The 18407-nt window shown below is 72.6% G+C and carries 15 protein-coding genes; 5 read left to right on the forward strand and 10 right to left on the reverse strand.

Translation table 11 applies throughout. From position 1 onward, the window contains the following. Positions 1-75: 75 nt before the first annotated feature. Positions 76-318, forward strand: a complete 243-nt coding sequence (locus T398_RS05190) for a mycoredoxin (protein ID WP_018222747.1) — start codon at positions 76-78, stop codon at positions 316-318. Here T398_RS05190 and T398_RS05195 read toward each other — a convergent pair. After that, a complete protein-coding gene (locus T398_RS05195) occupies positions 287-1627 on the reverse strand; it encodes an MFS transporter (protein ID WP_496445109.1) in 1341 nt (446 codons plus the stop codon). The two genes, T398_RS05190 and T398_RS05195, sit on opposite strands and share 32 nt — an antisense overlap. Positions 1628-1785: 158 nt before the next feature. Between T398_RS05195 and T398_RS05200 the strand changes: the two genes are divergently transcribed. The 3 genes from T398_RS05200 to T398_RS05210 all read left to right on the forward strand — a co-directional run bounded on the left by T398_RS05200 (position 1786) and on the right by T398_RS05210 (position 3578). After that, complete coding sequence (locus T398_RS05200; protein ID WP_496445111.1) at positions 1786-2766, forward strand: helix-turn-helix domain-containing protein; 981 nt, start codon at positions 1786-1788, stop codon at positions 2764-2766. A gap of 71 nt (positions 2767-2837) precedes the next feature. Continuing rightward, on the forward strand, positions 2838-3065 hold the full coding sequence (locus tag T398_RS05205) for a DUF397 domain-containing protein (RefSeq protein WP_496445113.1): 228 nt from the start codon (positions 2838-2840) through the stop codon (positions 3063-3065). A gap of 237 nt (positions 3066-3302) precedes the next feature. Further along, the gene (locus tag T398_RS05210) at positions 3303-3578 is read left to right on the forward strand and encodes a hypothetical protein (protein WP_496445447.1); all 276 of its coding nucleotides are present in this window, start codon (positions 3303-3305) and stop codon (positions 3576-3578) included. A gap of 184 nt (positions 3579-3762) precedes the next feature. Here T398_RS05210 and nudC read toward each other — a convergent pair whose 3' ends face one another. The 9 genes from nudC to dapE all read right to left on the reverse strand — a co-directional run bounded on the left by nudC (position 3763) and on the right by dapE (position 17412). Then, complete coding sequence (nudC, locus tag T398_RS05215; RefSeq protein WP_496445115.1) at positions 3763-4710, reverse strand: NAD(+) diphosphatase; 948 nt, start codon at positions 4708-4710, stop codon at positions 3763-3765. Beyond that, positions 4707-6050, reverse strand: a complete 1344-nt coding sequence (locus T398_RS05220) for a M16 family metallopeptidase (protein ID WP_496445117.1) — start codon at positions 6048-6050, stop codon at positions 4707-4709. Before T398_RS05220 ends, nudC begins: the two co-directional genes overlap by 4 nt. Next, entirely contained in the window at positions 6047-7360 is a 1314-nt protein-coding gene (locus tag T398_RS05225) for a M16 family metallopeptidase (RefSeq protein ID WP_496445119.1), read from the reverse strand. The genes T398_RS05220 and T398_RS05225 overlap by 4 nt, the downstream gene beginning before the upstream one ends. Before the next feature lie 51 nt (positions 7361-7411). After that, positions 7412-7594, reverse strand: a complete 183-nt coding sequence (locus tag T398_RS05230) for a hypothetical protein (RefSeq protein WP_496445121.1) — start codon at positions 7592-7594, stop codon at positions 7412-7414. Positions 7595-7708: 114 nt separating this feature from the next. Continuing rightward, on the reverse strand, positions 7709-11188 hold the full coding sequence (locus T398_RS05235; RefSeq protein WP_496445123.1) for an ATP-dependent helicase: 3480 nt from the start codon (positions 11186-11188) through the stop codon (positions 7709-7711). Further along, the gene (locus tag T398_RS05240) at positions 11185-14748 is read right to left on the reverse strand and encodes an ATP-dependent helicase (RefSeq protein ID WP_496445125.1); all 3564 of its coding nucleotides are present in this window, start codon (positions 14746-14748) and stop codon (positions 11185-11187) included. Before T398_RS05240 ends, T398_RS05235 begins: the two co-directional genes overlap by 4 nt. 141 nt (positions 14749-14889) lie before the next feature. Then, positions 14890-15435: an LOG family protein gene (locus T398_RS05245; RefSeq protein ID WP_496445127.1), complete on the reverse strand. Its 546-nt coding sequence runs from the start codon at positions 15433-15435 to the stop codon at positions 14890-14892. 2 nt (positions 15436-15437) lie between these two features. Continuing rightward, entirely contained in the window at positions 15438-16289 is an 852-nt protein-coding gene (locus T398_RS05250; RefSeq protein WP_496445129.1) for an LOG family protein, read from the reverse strand. Between the two features lie 49 nt (positions 16290-16338). Further along, complete coding sequence (gene dapE, locus T398_RS05255) at positions 16339-17412, reverse strand: succinyl-diaminopimelate desuccinylase (protein WP_496445131.1); 1074 nt, start codon at positions 17410-17412, stop codon at positions 16339-16341. A 24-nt stretch (positions 17413-17436) separates the two neighbouring features. On the opposite strand from dapE, the gene dapD reads away from it, so the two are divergent. Beyond that, positions 17437-18396 (forward strand): 2,3,4,5-tetrahydropyridine-2,6-dicarboxylate N-succinyltransferase, encoded by a 960-nt coding sequence (gene dapD, locus T398_RS05260; protein ID WP_018810115.1) that lies wholly within the window; start codon positions 17437-17439, stop codon positions 18394-18396. Positions 18397-18407 lie beyond the last annotated feature (11 nt).

Below are 18407 nucleotides of genomic sequence, written 5' to 3' on the forward strand. Positions count from 1 at the left end.
AATTGTTCCAGCCGCTGCCAACGTTGGTGCGGTTAGCCTGGCTTGAATCACGACCAACCCCTTGGAGGTCTGCCGATGTTGACGATGTACTCCACGCCTTGGTGCGGCTACTGCCACCGACTGAAGTCACAGCTGGACCGGGAGGGCATCGGGTACGAGGTGGTCGACATCGAGCAGGAGCCGGCGGCCGCCGAGTTCGTGATGAGCGTCAACGGCGGCAACCAGACCGTGCCGACGCTGCGCTTCGCGGACGGCAGCGCGCTGACCAACCCCACTATTCGTCAGGTCAAGGAGCACCTGTCGGAGATCTCCGCCTGACCGATGCGGGCCCTTCGGGCGCCGGCTGGGCCGACGGGCTCAACCGGCGCCCGCCCCAGAGGTAGCTGCTGGCCAGTAGGGTGACCAGGCCCACCGCCACGAAGAGCAGCCGGTAGTCGACAACGCCGACGAGCAGCGCGCCACCCCCGATTGAGATGGCCCGCGGGCCGCTGATCACCGCGTCGGCGCCGGCGGCGACCCGACCGATCAGCGGTGCCGGCGTACGCCGCTGGATCAGCGTGTGCAGGCCGACCATGGTGAGCGGCAGCGACACCCCGGCCAGCAGGAGGGCGGCGCAGCCCAGCCAGAGGTTGGGGTGGGCGAGCGTCAGCGCGGCCGACCCGAACAGCGCGACCCCCACGGCGAGCGCGCCGACCTCGCCCACCCGCCGGATCACGCCGGAGGAGACCAGCCCACCAGCGAGGCCACCGACTCCCTGCACGGTCACGAGCACTCCCACGAACGCCGCGTCGCGGCGAAGGCCGTGGTCAACGTAGGCAAAGATCAGCGACTCGCTGAAGCCCATCACCAGCGAACCGAGACCGTAGCCGAGCAGTGCCCGGCGCAGCGCCGGCTCGTCGGCCAGGTACCGCAGGCCCGCGCCGAGCTCGGCCGACCAGCGGGACGGGCGGCGCGGTCGCCGGGCCGGGCTGGACGGCTGGGTGCAGTCCCGGGGGCGGCAGCCGCATCGAGCCGCTCCGGCCGGTCGGTCGGGACGGCTACGCCCCGGTCGCGACCGGGGCGACTCGGTGACTCGGAGCAGGCCCACCAGCACCGCCGCGGCCACGAAGCCGGCTATCGCCACGCCGGCCAGCAGTCCGCCGCCGACGGCGGTGTAGAGGGCGGCCCCCGCCAGCGGGCCGAGCAACCGCAGTCCCTGCCGCACCGTCTGGAGCACGCCGTTCGCGTCGGCCAGCAACTCTGCCGGCACCAGGTGCCGCAGGAGGCCGCTGAGCGCCGCGCTGAGGGTGATGTACGACAGGCCGTAGAGGATGGCGACCAGGTAGATGAGCCAGAGGTCGGTACGGTCTCCGACGGCGAACAACGGGGTGAGTAGGGCGGCCGTGACCAGGTTGGCGGCCACGAACAGGGACTTGCGCGGATACCGGTCGACGACCCAGCCGACCAGGGGTGCCAGCGTCATCGGGGCGATGATCGCGAAGATGGTGGCCCCGGCCAGTCCACTCGACCCGGTCAGTTCCTTGACCCAGATGGCGAGCGCGAGCAACAAGATCGACTCGGCGGTCATGCTGGCCACCAGGCCACCGAAGAGCAGCCGGAAGTCGGGGCGGCGCAGGACGGTACGCATCTGCCCTCCGTCGGAAGTGGTACACGGTGTGCCGCCTTTGGTCGAGACACGCCCCCGCCAGAACCTCCGGCGCCGGCCGCGTCGTTTCATACTGAGGGTTAGGGGCGAATTCAGAGGGTTACCGTCGCATCTACGACGGTCTACGGAAAAGAGGACACGTGCCTCCAGTCGCACCCAGCCCTATCCTGCGGCGCCGCAGGTTGGGCTCCGAACTGCGTCGGCTGCGCGAGACCACCGGTCTCACCGGGGACCAGGTGGTCGAGCGGGTCGGTTGGGCCTCCGCTTCCAAACTGTCTCGCCTGGAGAATGGCCGTAGCCGGCCAGACCCGCAGGATGTCCGCGCACTGCTCGATCTCTATCGGGTGGACGTAACACTGCGGGACGAGCTGCTGACCATCACCGGTGAGGCCGGCGACATCCGTGGCTGGCTTCGGAACTACCCGGTCATGACCCCACAGCAGCGCGGCTTCGCCGAGTTGGAGGCGGGCTGTGTGGAGATCTCGGAGTATCACCCGCTGCTCATACCGGGGCTACTCCAGACGCCCGGTTACGCCCGCATTCGAATCGCCTCCGCCCGAGATGTCGACGAAGCGGCTGGCGAGCCGGATGGCACCGAGGACATCGAGACCGAGGTGGGCGCCCGGCTGGCCCGTCAGTCGCTGCTTACCCGGGGACCGGACGCACCCCGCTACACGGCCGTACTCGAGGAGACGGCACTCGGGGGTCGCGCCGGGCCGGCCGACGTGCTCCGGGAGCAGCTCGGGCAGCTCTACGAGTTGGCCAAGCTGCCCAACGTCACGCTGCATGTGCTGCCTCGGGACACCCAGGCGAGCGGTTGGTACCTGCCGCCGACCGCGTTCTCCCTCTACCGGTTCACCGACCCGCAGGATCCCGAGACCCTGGCGATCGAAAGCGGGTTCTTGAACACCATGTCAACCGAGGCAAAAATCCTAAATCGCTATAAAGTGGTCTTTGAGTGGTTATGCACGGCAGCACTCCCCGCATCGGAGACTCTCTCCTGGCTGAATCAGGCCAGGAGACAGCCATTCGAGGCAGCACCCTCGTCGGCATCGGCGTTCGGGGCGGCAACACCGCCGGCCCAGCGTCGCCGGCGCCCCGGGCGATTGACGGAACGCTGACCCACCGGCACCCAGCGTCGGTCCGTGCGGGCACTACTCGTCCATCGGCCGGTTCACACAGGAGTGCAACCATGAACGAAATCCACGACACGCCGACTGCCTGCTCCGACCTGACGCGGGCAGCGTGGCGAAAGAGCACCCGCAGCCAGACCTCAAACTGCGTCGAGGTAGCGCCGATGCCAGCCACGGTGGCGCTGCGGGACAGCAAGGATCGGGGCGGTCCGGTGCTGCTGTTCGACCGAGGCGAGTGGCAGAGCTTCCTGTCCGCGGCCAAGGAAGGCCAGCTCGACCGGATCTGACCCGCCTCCGTCGGGGCCGCCGGTGCGCAGGTACACCGGCGGCCCCGCGCCGTCTTCGGACGCCGGGCGACGGTCAGCTCCGGCAACCCGGCCCCGGAGCCCTCACCCGATCGGCCAGTCTGCCGGCCCATCGCGGCATTTCGGTTGCCAGGACCGCTACGCGGCGTAGCATGACCCGCAGTGACGTGGAACTTCCACTCCGTTCCCGATCGTCGCGGCACCCATCCGGAGACCGACATGCGGTTCCTGATCGTTCGCACCGACGTCCGCGCGGCGGCTGACGTGGACCTCACCACCGTCTGGGCCGACGGCGGCCGGCTGCGCGACGAGACCGTCGCGCCCGAGCCACGCCGGCAGGTCGTCCACGCCGACGACCGCGAAGCCGCACTCCTGCTCGCCCGGGCCCTCGCCGCGGTCGGCGCGGTCCGTGCCGGCCGGCAACGGGTCAAGGTACTCCCGCTCGACGAACCCCCGTCCGCCTGGCCGAGCTGGCCGGACGACCGCGGCGGCTGAGCGGTTACCCGTCCGTCGGAACCGGCCCGGCTCCCCCGCCCTGCTCCTCACCCCAGCCGGTCTCGACGGCACGGTCCCCGGCCCGTGACCGTCGCGGCAACGGCGGTCACGGGCCGGGACCACGTTCGGAACCAACCACCACCGCCCGGCGACGCCCACCCGCAACCGCCAGCGACGCCCACCGTCAACAGTGGCCGTCGAGCCAGTAGCGCAGCAGGAAGGACGCGATCGAAGACGACGGCGGCAGGACCAGCCGAGCCTCCTGGACGGCAACGCTCTGCCCGCCCAGCGCCGCGCTGACCTCGGACCGGGTGAACCAGCGGGCCGCCGTGATCTCCGCCGGGTCGACCCGCACCGGATGCCGCGGGTCGGCCACCGCCTGAAAACCCAGCATCAACGAACCGGGGAACGGCCAGGCCTGGCTACCCACGTACGTGATGTCCGTGACCGGGAGGTCCACCTCCTCGCGTACCTCACGCAGCACCGCCGCCTCGGCCGACTCCCCGGGTTCCACGTAGCCCGCGAGGCAGGAGAAACGCAGCTCACCCGGCACCCGCGGCCAGCCGGCATTGTTACCCAACAGGCAGCGCCCACCCCGACCGGACCGCCCGTCGTGCACCAGGACGATCATCGCCGGATCGGTCCGCGGCCACATCCGCTCCCCCGCCGGGGCAACCCGGGACCAACCGGCCTCATCCATCGTGGTGGCCTGCCCGGTCCGCGGGGAGTACCGGTGCCCACGGTGCCAGTTGAGCAGGGCCAGACCGGTGGTGAGCAGGCCCGCGTCCCGCTCGGTGAGCAGGTGGCCGACCTCCAACAGGTGTGCCGCGCGGGAGCCGGGGAGCGCCGGCAGGGGCGCGTCCACCGTAAACACCGGTACGCCATCAGGCTCAACGCCGAGGAAGATCGCCCGGACAGCCGCCTCCGCCGGCACCTCCTCCGGGTCAACCAGCACCAACACCGGCGGCTCCGGACCGACGGACACCAACGCCCGCCCCCCGTGGCCGCTGTCCAACACGAGCACCCGGCACCGCCCCCAGGCCTGACCCAACCAGTCGGGATCGGTACGCCGGTGCGCGGCCCGGTCCAGGGTGGAGCGGGCCAGCGCCGGGGCCGGGCCATCATCTGTCACGGAACCGCCGGTTCGGTCACAACCTCGGCGAGCGTCCCCAACTGCCCGGCGACCCGCTGCGCATCCCCCAGCACGACGGTGACCGCCCGGGCCGGGGCGAGGTATCGGGCCGCCGCGTCGGCGACCTCAGCCACCGTCGCCTTCGCCAGCCGAGCCGCGTGTTCGGCCAAGAAGTCCAGACGCAGGCCACTACTGGCGTACGCGCTGGTCAGCGCCGCCAGCCCAGCCTGGGTGGAGATGCCGAGCTGGAGCGTGCCGAGAGCGTACTGACGGGCCTGCTCCAGCTCCTCCGCGCCCGGTGCGACGCAGGCCAGCCGACCCAACTCGTACTGGGTCTCCAGCAACGCCGCCCCGGTCACGTCGGTGGCCACCTCGGCGGCGGCGAGCAGGACCGACCCGGCGACCGAGTGCTCGACCAACGAGTACGGTCCGTACGTGTAGCCCTTCTCCTCGCGAATGTTCTCCACCCATCGGGACGAGAAGTAACCTCCGAAGATCAGGTTCGCGAGCTGTAGGGCGGCGTGGTCGGGGTCGGTGCGCGGCACCGCCGGCAGCGCGATCCGCAGCGACGACTGGACCGATTCGGGGCGGTCAACGAGGAGCAGCGGCCCCGGTTCCAACGGCGGCGTGGCCGGTAGCCCGACAACCTGACCGGCGCCATTCCACCCGCCGAGCGCCTGCTCGGCCGCGTCCAACGCCCGTTCCGGCTGGACATCCCCGACCAGCACCAGGACCGCACCGGTCGGATGCACCCGCTGGTCATGCAACTTCCGCAGCACGCTCGGACGCACCGCGCGGACCTGATCCGGGGTCGGTGTCTGCACCGCGTACGGGTGCCGGCCGTAGATCCGCCTGAGCAGGGCGGTACGGGCCAGGTGCCCCGGCTGGCACTGGGCCAGCTGGATCCGGTCGACCAGCCGGTCCCGTTCGGTGGCGACCTCGTCGGCCGGGTAGGCCGCCGCGGTCAGCACCCCGGCCAGCAGCTCCAACATCCGGTCCAGGCCAGTCGCCAAGCCCGCGCCGGAGAGCATCAACCGGTCTGGGTCAACCCCGGCGGAGAGCCCGCCACCGACCTTCTGTAACTCCGCGGCGATCTGCACCCCGGTCAGCGTCGTCGTACCGGAGAGCAGGGTCTCTGCGAGCATCGCGGCCCGGGCTGGATGCACCTGCCCGAACGGGATCCCGAGCCGCACCTCGACCAGGGGCACCGCCGGCCGGCGGACCGCGATCACGGTGAGGCCGTTGCCGAGCCTACGCTCGGCCTGCTTCGGCAGCTTCAGTTTCCGGGTCGGCCCGAGCGGCGGCAGGACGCGCGACGCGGTCGTCATCGCGGCGCTCACTGCTCCGCCCCCGCGAGCACCTCGACGGTGGCCCGACGCTGGGGGCGCAGGGTGGCGGCGGCGGTACGGACCGACTCCTCGGTGACCTCGCCGACCAGGCGGGGCAACTCGTTGAGCAGACCGGGCTCACCGCGTTGCTGCTCCAGAACGGCCATCCGTAGGGCCCGCCCCAGCACCGCGTCCGTGTCGCGCAACAGGTGCGTGGCCATCCGCGCCTGGGTACGGGCCAGCTCACCGTCGGCCAGCCCGTCGGTGGCCAGCCGGTCCAGCTCCTCATCCACCGTCTGCAGCACCTTGTCCACGTCACCGTCGGGTGGCAGGTGCGCCTGGAGCAGGAGGGCCGTCGGGTCGCGGACGTCGAACGGGTCCCCCATGAAGCCCAGGTAGCCGCCGACACTGGTGACCGACCGGTCCCGCTGGACCAGCCGTTCGACCAACCGGGCGGCGTCCCCGTCGGTGAGCACCTCGGCGAGCACCGCGTACGGGAGGTAGCCGGCGAAGTCGCCGATCGGGTCCGGCACCCGCCAGGCCGAGGCGACCGCCGGCAGTGGGGCCAGTCGATCGGTGTACGACACCCGCCGCTCGGCGGTCAGGTCCGGCTCGGCGAAGCTTGGCCGGACCGGGGCCGGACGGGCCGGCACATCGCCGAAGTGCCGCTCGACCAGCTCGACCGCCTCGGCTACGTCGATGTCGCCGCTGACCGCCAGTACCGCGTTGCCGCTGGCGTAGTAGTGCTGGAAGAAGTCGGCGGCGTCGGCCACGGTGGCCGACTCAAGGTCGGTGAAGGACCCGTAGCCATCGTGCGCGTTGGGGAAGGTGTCGAAGAGCACCGGTGGCAGGGTGAGCCAGGGAAACCCGCCGTACGGCCGGTTGAGCACGTTGACCCGAATCTCCTCCTTGACCACGTCGACCTGGTTGCGCAGATTCTCCTCGGTCAACCGGGGGCCGCGCATCCGGTCCGCCTCAAGGAAGAGAGCCCGTTCGAGGGCGTTGCCGGGCAACGTCTCGTAGTAGTCGGTGTAGTCCAGGTGGGTGGAGCCGTTGAAGGTGCCGCCCGCCCCCTGTATGTGCCGGAAGTGGGCCAGCTTCTCCAGATTCTCCGAACCCTGGAACATCAGGTGTTCGAAGAGGTGCGCGAAGCCGGTGCGCCCCTCCGGCTCGGAGCGAATACCGACGTCGTAGACGACTGCCACCCCGATCACCGGGGCGCTGCGGTCCGGGGTGAGCACCACCCGCAGACCATTGTCGAGCGTGAATCGCTCGACGGGGTACCTCGTTGCTGGAATCGTCGCTCTGCGGGTGGTCGACACGCGTCGACCCTAACCCGTCCGCGCGGACGCACCGACAGCCTCCCGCCGGACTCAGCCCACGGTCGCTGTCGATTCCGGGCTGCGCAGCTCAACCGGGGCCGCGGGCGCGGCCTTGTCCGGCACGGCGTGCCACGGGCTGAAGACGACGATCAGTGCGAGCAGTACCCCGACCCCGGCGACCGCCGCCACCAACAGCAGTTCCCGTACCGCGTCCAGGCCGCTTTGCCCCGTCATGCATACCCCTTCCACCCTGAACGGACTGCGGTGTCATCCCCCTCGGACCAGCCTCGCGGGCCCTGTCGCCGGAACGCAATCACCATTCGGACCCATCCACCGCCAATTGCTGACTCAGCCAGCGATGGTTCCCTCCGCCCCACGTTCCGGGACCGAGGCGATCAGCGCGGCGAGACCCGCCGCGTCACGCAGGTCCACCGGCCGCACCGTCACCCCGTCCCGGACGTAGTGGAACGCCGCACCCACCTGCGCAACCGGAACCCCCGCCAGCTCCGCCCAGGCCAGTCGATACACCGCGAGCTGCACCGCTGCCGCGGCGGCGGCCGCTCCGGTGGGCTGCCGGCCGGTCTTCCAGTCCACCACATCGAACCGGCCGCCGGGCCGACCGAAAACCGCGTCCATCCGGCCCCGGACGACCACCCCGGCGATCACCGTCGCGAACGGCACCTCGGCCTCGACCGGCGTCCGATCCGCCCACTCACTGGCCAGGAAACGCTCCTGGAGTTCGGTAAGTGCCTCGTCCGGTGCGGCGTCCGCATCCGCCGCGCCGGGCAACTCGTCCACGTCGAGCAGCCGGCCAGCCCCGAACCGCTGCTCCAGCCAGGTATGGAAGGCGGTACCCCGACGGGCGTACGGATTTGGCTCGGTGGGCAGGGGCCGGCGCAGTGACCGGGCCAGGGCCGCCGGGTCCCGTCGCAGCGCCACCAGTTGGGTGACCGAGAGCGCGGCGGGCAGCACGACCTCAATCGGGCCAGCCGGTCGGGTCAGCTCGGCCCGCTCGGCGAGCAGCAGATCGGCCTCCCGGCGCCAACGCGCCACCTCCGGGTCGTCGCCACCCAAAACATCGCCACCCCGATCGTCGCCACCCGGGTCGTCGCCACCCCGATCGTCGCCACCCGGGTCGCCCACGCTCGACACCGGAGGGCCGGCCACCGCCAGGCCGCCGGCTGCCGGACGGGACGGCACCCCAGCTGTCAAGTAGCGCCGCACCATGGTTGCCGCCTCGGTGAGCGCCGGTCGACGGGCACCCAACGGGTCAGCGGGCCACTCCGCCCGAAGCACCACCTCGGTCGTGGGATTCACCGCGTCCGGGGCGGGCTCCGCCGCCCACTCGTCCACCACCTGCCCAGCGCCCCCGTCCCGGCATGCCTGATGCAGGTCCCGCAGGAGCGCGGAGGGGCCACGCGGGCGTTTGGTGCCCTCCCCCCACCAATGTCCGGAGCAGAGCAGCAGCCGGCGGGGACGGGTCACCGCGACGTACGCCAACCGCCGCTCCTCCCGCTCGTCGTGCGCCCGCCACGCTGCGGTGAAGTCCGCCAGAGCCTGCGCCACCCCGCGCTGCTCCTCCGCCGCCGCCAGCGCCAACACCGGCAACCCGGCAGCGTCGCCGCGCAGCGGGAACGGCAGCACCCCCAGCCCGCCCAGCCAGTGATCGGAGTTGCGCACCGGACCCGGCCACACCCCGCGGCTCAGCCCCGCCACCGCCACGATGTCCCACTCCAGGCCCTTGGCCGCGTGCGCGGTGAGAACCTGCACCGCCCCCTCGACCACCTCCACCTCGCCGGGGGCGAGCCCACGCTCCTCGTCCTCCGCCGCCGCCAGGTAGGCCAGGAAGGCCGAGAGCGTGGCCCCCGGCGTCTCCCCGCTGAACCGGGCCGCGACGTCACCGAGCGCATCCAGGTGCCCCCGGGCCAGCCCAGCGTCGCCGGCCTCGTCCCGGCCGGCCCGCACCGCCACCTCCACGTCCAGGCCGATCGTCCGCTCGATGTCCGCGATCAGGTCTGGCAGCGACTGGTCCAGCCGATAACGCAGCAGGCCCAACTCCTGGGCGGCGGCGCGGAGCCGGGCGTAGCCCTCCGCCGAGTACGCCGGCGCCGGCCCCAGATCGGCCAGGGCCTCCACCAGAGTCGCCTCGTCCAGCACATCCGGGACGATCTCCGGCTCGTCCTCCGCCGCGAGCTGCCGGCGCGCGGCGGCGATGGCCCGAGCCCGACGGTGCAGGGCCACCAGGTCCCGCGGCCCGATCCGCCACCGGGCACCGGTCAGCAACCGAAGCAGCGCCGCCCCGTCGGTCGGGTCGGCCAGCACCCGCAGGGTGCAGACCACGTCCCGCACCTCCGGGGTGTCCAGCAGGCCGCCCAGCCCCACCACCTCGACCGGCAGACCCCGGGCCCGCAGCGCCGACTCGATCGCCGGAATCTGGCTGCGCAGCCGGACCAGCACCGCGGTGGTGGGACGCGCCACGACCGGAAGGTGCTCGGGCAACGCACCGGGCATCCCCGCCGCTCCCTGCCAGGCGCGCAGCAGACTGTCGGCGATCCAGTTCGCCTCGTCCGCGTAGGTGTCCAACAACGCGCAGTGGACGGTGCCGGCAGCCGCCCCGCGGGGGGTGCGGTGCGGGATCGGGTCCTTGACGCTCAGCGCGGCACGCAGCTCCGGCACCCGGGCGCCGGCGGCGCGGAGCGGGGTGGCGAGGGCGTTCGCCACCGCCAGAATCTCCGGTCGGTTGCGCCAACTGGTGGTCAGGGTACGTACCTCGGCCGGAGCGCCGTCGGCCTGGGCGAACTCGGTACGGAACCGGTCGAGGGTGCCGGCACTCGCCCCACGCCAGCCGTAGATCGACTGGCAGGGGTCACCGACCGCGGTCACCGGGTGCCCGCCACCGAAGAGCGCGTTCAGCAGCACCACCTGGGCATGGCTGGTGTCCTGATACTCATCGAGCAGCACCACCCGGTAGCGGTCCCGCTCGAGCTCACCGACCACCGGGTGGTCCCGGGCAACCCGGGCCGCCCGAGCCAGCTGGTCGGCGAAGTCCATCGCCTCGAAATCCTCCTTGCGCCGGGCGTACGCCCGGACCAGCGGCAGCAGCTTCAACCGGACCTGCGCGAGGGTGAGCGCCCGGCGCACGTCGGCGTAGACCCGGCCGGGGCGGGACTGCACGTCGGCGAAGAACCGTCCGGTCCAGGCCGCCAGGTGGTCCGGCTCGACCAGGTGCTCGTCCAACTCGCCGGCCAAGGCCAGCACCGCGTCGGTGATCGTGCTCGGCATCCGGTCCACCTCGGACATGTCACCGTCGTAGGTACGCACGATCAGGTCAACGAGTTGCCAGCGGGACGCCTCGGTGAGCAGCCGGGTGGCGGGCTCGTACCCGGCGCGCAGCCCGTGTTCGGTCACCACCCGCCCGGCGTACGAGTGGTAGGTGGCGACCGTCGGCTCGCCGGACAACGGATCGTCGTGCGGGTGTCGCCCGTTGCGCCCGAGCCGGCGAACGAGCTGACCGAGCCGGGTCCGGACGCGGTGCGCCAGCTCCCCGGCGGCCTTTCGGGTGAACGTCAGACCGAGCACCTGCTCCGGTTGGACGTACGAGTTGGCCACCAGCCAGACCACCCGGGCGGCCATCGTCTCGGTCTTGCCGGAGCCGGCGCCCGCGACGACGAGCAACGGCTCCACCGGGGCGGCGATGATCGCCGCCTGTTCCCGGGTGGGCGCCGGGAGTCGCAGCAGCTTCGCCAACTCGACCGGGGTGTACCGGGGCCCGGCATCGGCTCGACGGGGAGTCGGGGTCGCCGCGCTGAACAGGGTCGGCTGGGTCACGGGCCCTCCAGTGGGCGAGTGCTCGGCGGTTCGACGACCTGGCGCCCCTGCCCAGACACCGGGCAGCTGGTACGCACCGGGCAGACTCGACACTTCGAGTTGGCGACCGCGGCGAAGGTGGCGGCGGCCATCGTCTCGGCGGTCCGCCGGACCAGGGCGGTCGCCCAGCCGGCCGCCGGCCCCTCGCCGGCCGGCGGTTGGGCCTGTTCCCGGGCTTCCTTGGTGCCGGTGCCGAGCTGCACCAGGGATGCGCCCCCGGACTCGGTCCCAAACTCGGCGAACGCGCCCGCCTCGACCGCCGCCTGGTACGCGCCCAGCTGCGGATGCTCGGCGAGGTCCGCTCCGGTCACCGCGGTCGACTTACCGGTCTTGAGGTCAACCACCACGAGCCGGCCCTCCGGGTCAACCTCCAGCCGGTCCACCCGGCCGACCAGGTCGACGGGGTGGCGTGGATCGTCCAGTCGGACGGCGAACTCGTGCTCGATGGCGAGCAGCCGACGCGGGTTGGTGGCCAGCCAGCGCAGCAGCTTGTCCACCATCGCCTCGGCGCGGGCCTGCTCCGGGCCGACCAGCCAACGGGCCGCCAGCTCGATCGCGTCGAACCGGGCCGCCACGTAGTCGAGCAGCGCCCGCCGGTCCGAGCTGGCGTTCTCGGCCAGCATCGCGGCGGCGTGCACCAGGTTCCCCACCCCCTGCGCCGCGCTGGCCGGCGCGCCACCACCATGGCGTTCGAGCAGCCAGCGCAGGCTGCACCGCAGGGCGTTCTCCATCCCGGACGGGGTGACCCGCACCGGCTCACCGTCGGCGGCCAGCGGCCGTTCGTCGGAGAGCGGACGCAGCCCCCACCAGTCATCCGGGTGCGCCCCGGCGACCCCCTCGGCGGCGAGCCGAGCCAGCTCAGCCGCGGCCGCCCGCCGCCGGGGCACCGGCGCGCTCGGGTCGGTCACCGCGGTACGCAGCTCGGCCACCAGCGACCCCAGCGTGAGCGCCCGGGGCGGCCGGCTGAGCGGCAACGTGGCCGTCCGGGGGTCGTCCGGTCCGGCGCCCTCGGCGGGTGGCGCGGCTCCGTCCACGCCCGCGCCCTCGGCGGGTGGCGCGGCTCCGTCCACGCCCGCGCCCTCGGCCGGTGGCGCGGCTCCGTCCACGCCCGCGCCCTCGGCCGGTGGCGCGGCTCCGTCCACGCCCGCGCCCTCGGCCGGTGGCGGGTCGGCCACGCCGAGTTCGTGCAGGAACCGGCTCGGCTGCTCGTCGTGGTCATCGCCACCGACGGCGGCGCTGGCCACGGCGCTGACCAGCAGCCGGCGTCGGGCCCGGGTCACCGCGACGTGGAAGAGCCGCCGCTCCTCGTCCAGCAGGGCCGAGGTCTGGCCAACGACGGAGACCCGCCGCCCCGCGCCGGCCGAACGGCCGGCAAGCACGTCCACGAGGCGCTCCGACCCCAGCAGACTGCCCCGCAACCGCAGGTCGGGCCAGACCCCCTCCTGCACTCCGGCGATGGCGACCAGATCCCACTCCAGCCCCTTCGCGGCGTGCGCGGTGAGCAGCCGGACCGCGTCGCCCCGGTCAGCGGTCGGGGCGAGAGTGTCGGCGGGCAGATCCTGCCCGAGCACGTGGTCGAGGAAGACCTCGACCCGCGCCCCGGGCAGCCGGTCGGTGAACCGGGCGGCGGCGTCGAAGAGCACCAGCACCGCGTCCAGGTCCCGGTCGGCGGCCTCGGCGCGACGACGCCGGGCGACCTCCCCCTCCCCGTCCGCCGCCGGGGTGCGGGCCAGCGCCGCGGACCAGAGGTCGGCGAGGCCACTGGCCCGCCACACCGCCCAGAGCACCTCCTCGGCGGTGGCACCCGGCCGGGCGGCCGCCTCCCGGGCAACCGCCAACAGACCGGCCACCGTCTGCGCCGGCTCCGCCCACCGGCGGTCGATGCCGGCCAGCTCGGCCGGGTCCCGCAGCGCCTCGGTGATCAGCTCGCCGGAGGGTCGGCGGTCGCCGGCGGCCAAAGCCATAACCCGCAGCCCCTGCCGCAGCCGCCGTTCCGCCAGCGGATCCGCCCCGCCCAACGGGGAGTGCAGCAGGGCGACGGCCGCCTCCTCATCGAGCCGGTCCGGGGCGAGCGCACAGCGCAACAGCAGTAGCAGCGGGGCAACCGCCGGTTGCAGGTGCAGCGGCAGGTCCTCGCCGTGCACGACGGTGGGCACCCCGGCCGCGTGCAGGGCACGCCGCAGCGAGGGCAACGCTCGCCCGGGGGAGCGCACCAACACGGCCATCTCCGACCAGGGCACCCCGTCGAGCAGGTGCGCCGACCGCAGCGCATGCGCCAGCCAGGCCGCCTCACTGGCGGCCGAGCGGAACGTACGGACCTCCGCCGTGCCCGCCGCCGCTGCTGCCGGTAACGCCCGGGTCCGCCGGTGCGTGGCCGGGCCACGCAGCCGGCGGGCCAGCCGCGCGTGCGCCGCCAGCAGTCGGGGACCGGCCCGGTACGACGTGCTGAGGACGACCCGCGCCGCCGGCGCACCGGAGACGGTCCGGAATCGGTGCGGGAAGGTCACCACACCGCCCGGGTCGGCCCCCCGGAAGGCGTACGTGGAGGAGTCTGGATCGGCGAGGACGACCAGCGCCTTGCCGCCCCCCGCCACGGTCGCCAGCAGCTCCTGCTGGGCAGGGTCGGTGTCGGCGTACTCGTCCACGTAGACGTGCGCCAGCCGGCGCCGCTCCGCGGCCAGCAGCGCCGGATCGTCGAGCAGCATTCCGGTGGCGGCGCGGACCAGCTCGGCCGGGTCGTAGGCGATCGAACCGCGGTTGCCGACATCGCGCAGCGCCAGCACGGCGACGTACTCCCGGAGGAACCGGGCGGCGGCCGGCCAGTCGGCCCGGCCGAGCTGCTCACCCAGCCGAGCCAGCTCCACCGGACCGACGCCCCGCTCGGCGGCCCGCATCAGCAGGTCCCGCAGCTGGCTGGCGAAGGCACGGGTACGCAGGGCCGGGCGCAGGTCCGCCGGCCAGCCCACCGGATCGGCGTCCGGCTCCTCGCCCACCAGGTCCAACAACTCCCGAATGATCAGATCCTGCTCGGGGCCGGTGAGCAGCCGGGGCGAGGGTTCGCCGCGCTCCGCGGCGGCCCGGCGCAGCAGCCCGAACGCGTACGCCGGGAAGGTGCGTACCAATGGTTCCCGCAGCACCCGGTGGCCAGCTCCGGCGATCCGGGACTCGATGCGCTGGCGCAGGCCGGTTGCTTGTCGACGACTGAAGGTGAGCACCAGGATGTGCTCGGGATCCACCCCCTCGGCTACCCGCGCGGCAACCGCCTCGACCAGGGTGGCGGTCTTGCCGGTGCCCGGCCCGCCGAGCACCAGCATCGGCCCGACGGCGTGGCCGATCACCTCCGCCTGCCGGGGGTCGTCGAGCCGCTCGCCCGACCGACCGGGCTCGGCCAACCGACCGGGCTCGGCCAACCGACCGGGCTCACCCAACCGACCGGGCTCGGCCAGCAGCGCACGGTCACTCGCCGGAGTGAACGCCCCCGCCGGCCCGCCGGACCGGCGTACCAGCCGGTATGCCTGCATCCCCTCATCCCACCAGATCCGGCCGACAGATCCACATCCGCCCACGCCCACCGGGCGCCCTGACCTGCCGTGCCACGCCAGCGGGGCGGCCAGGTCGGGCTGCCGCCGACCTGGCCGCAGCGCAGGACCGTGCGGTGGCGCTCAGCTCAGCCGGGACTCCAGGAGATCGAGGGCCGCGGGGACGGCCGCCACGACGGGGAGCAGCTCCAGGCCCGCCGGCTTCAGGAAGGTCTGCTTGGCCAGATCACCCAGCCAGTCGAAGAGCGGGCGGTAGAAGCCGTCGGCGTCCACCAGCGCCATCGGCTTGCGGTGCAGCGTGAGGGTGGCGGTCGTCCAGACCTCGAAGAGCTCGTCCAACGTGCCGAGGCCGCCGGGGAGCGTGAGGAAGGCATCCGACTTGTCGATCATTATCGTCTTACGGTCGGCCATCGACTCGGTGACCAACAGCTCGTCGGAGGCGAGGTCGGCGACCTCCAGATCGACCAGGGCCTGCGGGATAACGCCCAGCGTCCGCCCGCCGGCGGCCCGCGCGCCGGCCGCCACCGCCCCCATCATCCCGACCCGGCCACCACCGCTGACGAGCGTGTGACCACGGCGGGCCAGCTCCGCGCCGGTCTCGGTCGCCAGGTCCAGAAAGCGTTGGTCAAGCGTGCGGGAAGAAGCGCAGAAGACACAGATCGCGGCCATGGTCAGCCCCGGCCCCCCTCTTCCGCCGCGGCCCGCTGCTCGGCCGCGGTGACGGCGACGGACTCCTCGCGGATCGCCTCCTGCTCGGCGGAGAGCACCGCCTCCGCCTCGACGATGTGCCGCACGGCCGCGTTCACGTCGTCGGTGAGGCAGATCAGGTCAAGATCAACCGCGCCGATCTTGCCCTCGGTCGCCATCGTGTCCCGCAGCCAGTCGAGCAACCCGCGCCAGTAGTCAACGCCCATCAGCACCACCGGGAACCGGGTCACCTTGCCGGTCTGCACCAGGGTGAGGGCCTCGAACAGCTCGTCCATCGTCCCGAAGCCACCAGGAAGCACGACGAACGCCTGGGCGTACTTGACGAACATGGTCTTCCGCGCAAAGAAGTACCGAAACTCGATCGCGACGTCGACCCAGTCGTTGAGGCCCTGCTCGAAGGGGAGCTCGATGCCCAGGCCGACGGAGAGCCCGCCGGCCTCGCTGGCCCCCCGGTTCGCCGCCTGCATCACCCCCGGCCCCCCACCGGTGATGACCGCATAGCCGGCCCGGGCCAACGCCCCACCCAGCTCCTCGGCCAGCCGGCACTCCGGACTGTCCGGCCGGCTCCGCGCCGAACCGAAGACGCTCACCGCCGGCTGCAGGTCGGAGAGGGTGTCGAAGCCCTCGACGAACTCGGAGAGGATCCGCAGCGCCCGCCACGCGTCCCGGGTCTTCCAGTCACTGCGCTGGCGGGAGTCGAGCAGCCGCTGATCGGCGGTACTGCCACCGATCACTGACCGACGTGGCGCCCCGGCGCCCCGGTGTTGGTCCCGCGGGGCCGCACCGGCCGCCGCCCGCCCGTTGCTCTCGCTCATGCAGGCAACCGTAGTGGAGATACGCCGACCGGCGGGGTGACAGGGCCGTTCAAGTGACCGAGAGCCAGCGGCGCAGCACCGCCGCACCGTCGCGGATCTTCCCGATCTCGACGTGTTCGTCCGGGTGGTGGGCGAGGTTGGGATCCCCGGGGCCGAAATTCAGCGCCGGGGTGCCCAGCGCCGCGAAGCGGGCGACATCCGTCCAGCCCAGCTTGCCGATCGGTGCGGTACCGACGGCGGCCAGGAACTCCTGCGCCGGCGCGGCCTCCAGCCCCGGCAGCGCGCCGGCCGCCAGGTCGGTGATCGCCACCTCGAAGTCGGCGAACACCTCCCGCACATGCGCCTCGGCCTGCTCCGGGCTGCGGTCCGGCGCGAACCGATAGTTGACCTCGACCGTGCAGCGGTCCGGCACCACGTTGCCGGCCACCCCGCCGTTGATGCGCACCGCGTTCAATCCCTCGCGGTACTCGCAACCATCGACCGTCACCCGGCGGGCCTCGTACGCCTCGAGCCGGCGCAGCACCTCCCCGGCGGCGTGGATCGCGTTCACGCCGTGCCAGGAGCGCGCCGAGTGCGCCCGGACGCCGCTGGTGCCGACGGTTGCCCGCAGGGTGCCCTGGCAGCCCGCCTCGACGATCCCGTGCGTCGGCTCCAGCAGCAGCGCGAAGTCGGCCGTGAGCCACTCCGGGTGCGCCTCGGAGACGAGGAAGAGACCGTTGTACGTCGACTCGATCTCCTCCGCCTCGTAGAAGAAGTACGTCACGTCGTACCGCGGCTCGGTCAGGGTCACCGCGAGGTGCAACGCGTACGCGACTCCGCTCTTCATGTCCGAGGTGCCGCAGCCGTACATCAGGTCGCCGCGCACGGTGGCGGGAAAGTTGTTGTTGATCGGGACCGTGTCGAGATGGCCGGCGAGCACCACCCGCTGGTCCCGGCCGAGGCTGGTGCGGGCCATCACGGTGTTGCCGTACCGATAGGTGGTCAGGTGCGGCACACCGCGCAGCACATCCTCGACACAGTCCGCGATCGCCTTCTCGTTCCGGGAGACGGACTCGATGTCGACCAGGGCGCGGGTCAGGGCCACCGGATCAGCAAGGACCTCGGGGGTCAACGGGTTCTTCATAATCCGCACGGTACCGTCACAGAGGTGACCACTACGCAGTCTGCCTGGGGCATCGGCCTGGCCACCGTTACCGCTGACGACCAGGTGCTCGATACCTGGTACCCGACCGGCAAGCTGGGCCTCGGCGAGTTGCCGCTGGTCCCGGGCGAGGATGAGGCGGATGTCCTCGACCTGCCGCCGGGAGCGGTCGGCGACCGGGCGCTGCCGGGTCTGCGGACCGTCCAGCTGGTGACCGTACTCGGCTCGCTGGCCGACCCGATCAAGGACGCCGCGGACGCGTACCTCCGGCTGCACCTCCTCTCGCATCGGCTGGTGCGGCCCAACGAGCTCAACCTCGACGGCATCTTCGGCAAGCTGGCCAACGTCGCCTGGACCTCGGCCGGGCCCTGCCCGCCGGAGCGGGTGGACGAGCTGCGGGTCATCGAGCGGTCCGCCGGCCGCCACCTGAGCGTCTACGGGGTGGACAAGTTCCCGCGGATGACCGACTACGTGGTGCCCTCCGGAGTCCGGATCGCCGACGCGGACCGGGTCCGGATCGGCGCCCACCTCGCCTCCGGTACGACGGTGATGCACGAGGGATTCGTGAACTTCAACGCCGGCACGCTCGGCGCCTCCATGGTCGAGGGGCGCATCGTGCAGGGCGTGGTGATCGGGGACGGCTCCGACATCGGTGGCGGCGCCTCGATCATGGGCACGCTCTCCGGGGGCGGCACCGACAAGGTCCGCATCGGCGAGCGGAGCCTGATCGGCGCGAACGCGGGCGTGGGCATCTCGCTCGGCGATGACTGCGTCGTCGAGGCGGGCTGTTACATCACGGCCAGTTCCAAGCTCACGCTGCCGGACGGTCGGGTGGTGAAGGCTCGCGAGCTGTCCGGCGTCGACGGTCTGCTCTTCTGGCGCAACTCGGTCACCGGCGGGCTCGAGGCGAAGCCGCGGACCGGGCAGGGCATCGCACTGAACGCCGCGCTGCACGCCAACGACTGACCACCCGGCGA

Source organism: Salinispora goodfellowii, assembly GCF_059570675.1.

Bases quoted from the DNA above. Each gene is read 5' to 3' on its own strand.
- T398_RS05190 (WP_018222747.1), top strand. From the start codon at position 76: ATGTTGACGATGTACTCCACGCCTTGGTGCGGCTACTGCCACCGACTG.
- T398_RS05195 (WP_496445109.1), bottom strand. From the start codon at position 1,627: ATGCGTACCGTCCTGCGCCGCCCCGACTTCCGGCTGCTCTTCGGTGGC.
- T398_RS05205 (WP_496445113.1), top strand. From the start codon at position 2,838: ATGAACGAAATCCACGACACGCCGACTGCCTGCTCCGACCTGACGCGG.
- T398_RS05210 (WP_496445447.1), top strand. From the start codon at position 3,303: ATGCGGTTCCTGATCGTTCGCACCGACGTCCGCGCGGCGGCTGACGTG.
- T398_RS05230 (WP_496445121.1), bottom strand. From the start codon at position 7,594: ATGACGGGGCAAAGCGGCCTGGACGCGGTACGGGAACTGCTGTTGGTG.
- T398_RS05240 (WP_496445125.1), bottom strand. From the start codon at position 14,748: ATGCAGGCATACCGGCTGGTACGCCGGTCCGGCGGGCCGGCGGGGGCG.
- T398_RS05245 (WP_496445127.1), bottom strand. From the start codon at position 15,435: ATGGCCGCGATCTGTGTCTTCTGCGCTTCTTCCCGCACGCTTGACCAA.
- T398_RS05250 (WP_496445129.1), bottom strand. From the start codon at position 16,289: ATGAGCGAGAGCAACGGGCGGGCGGCGGCCGGTGCGGCCCCGCGGGAC.
- dapE (WP_496445131.1), bottom strand. From the start codon at position 17,412: ATGAAGAACCCGTTGACCCCCGAGGTCCTTGCTGATCCGGTGGCCCTG.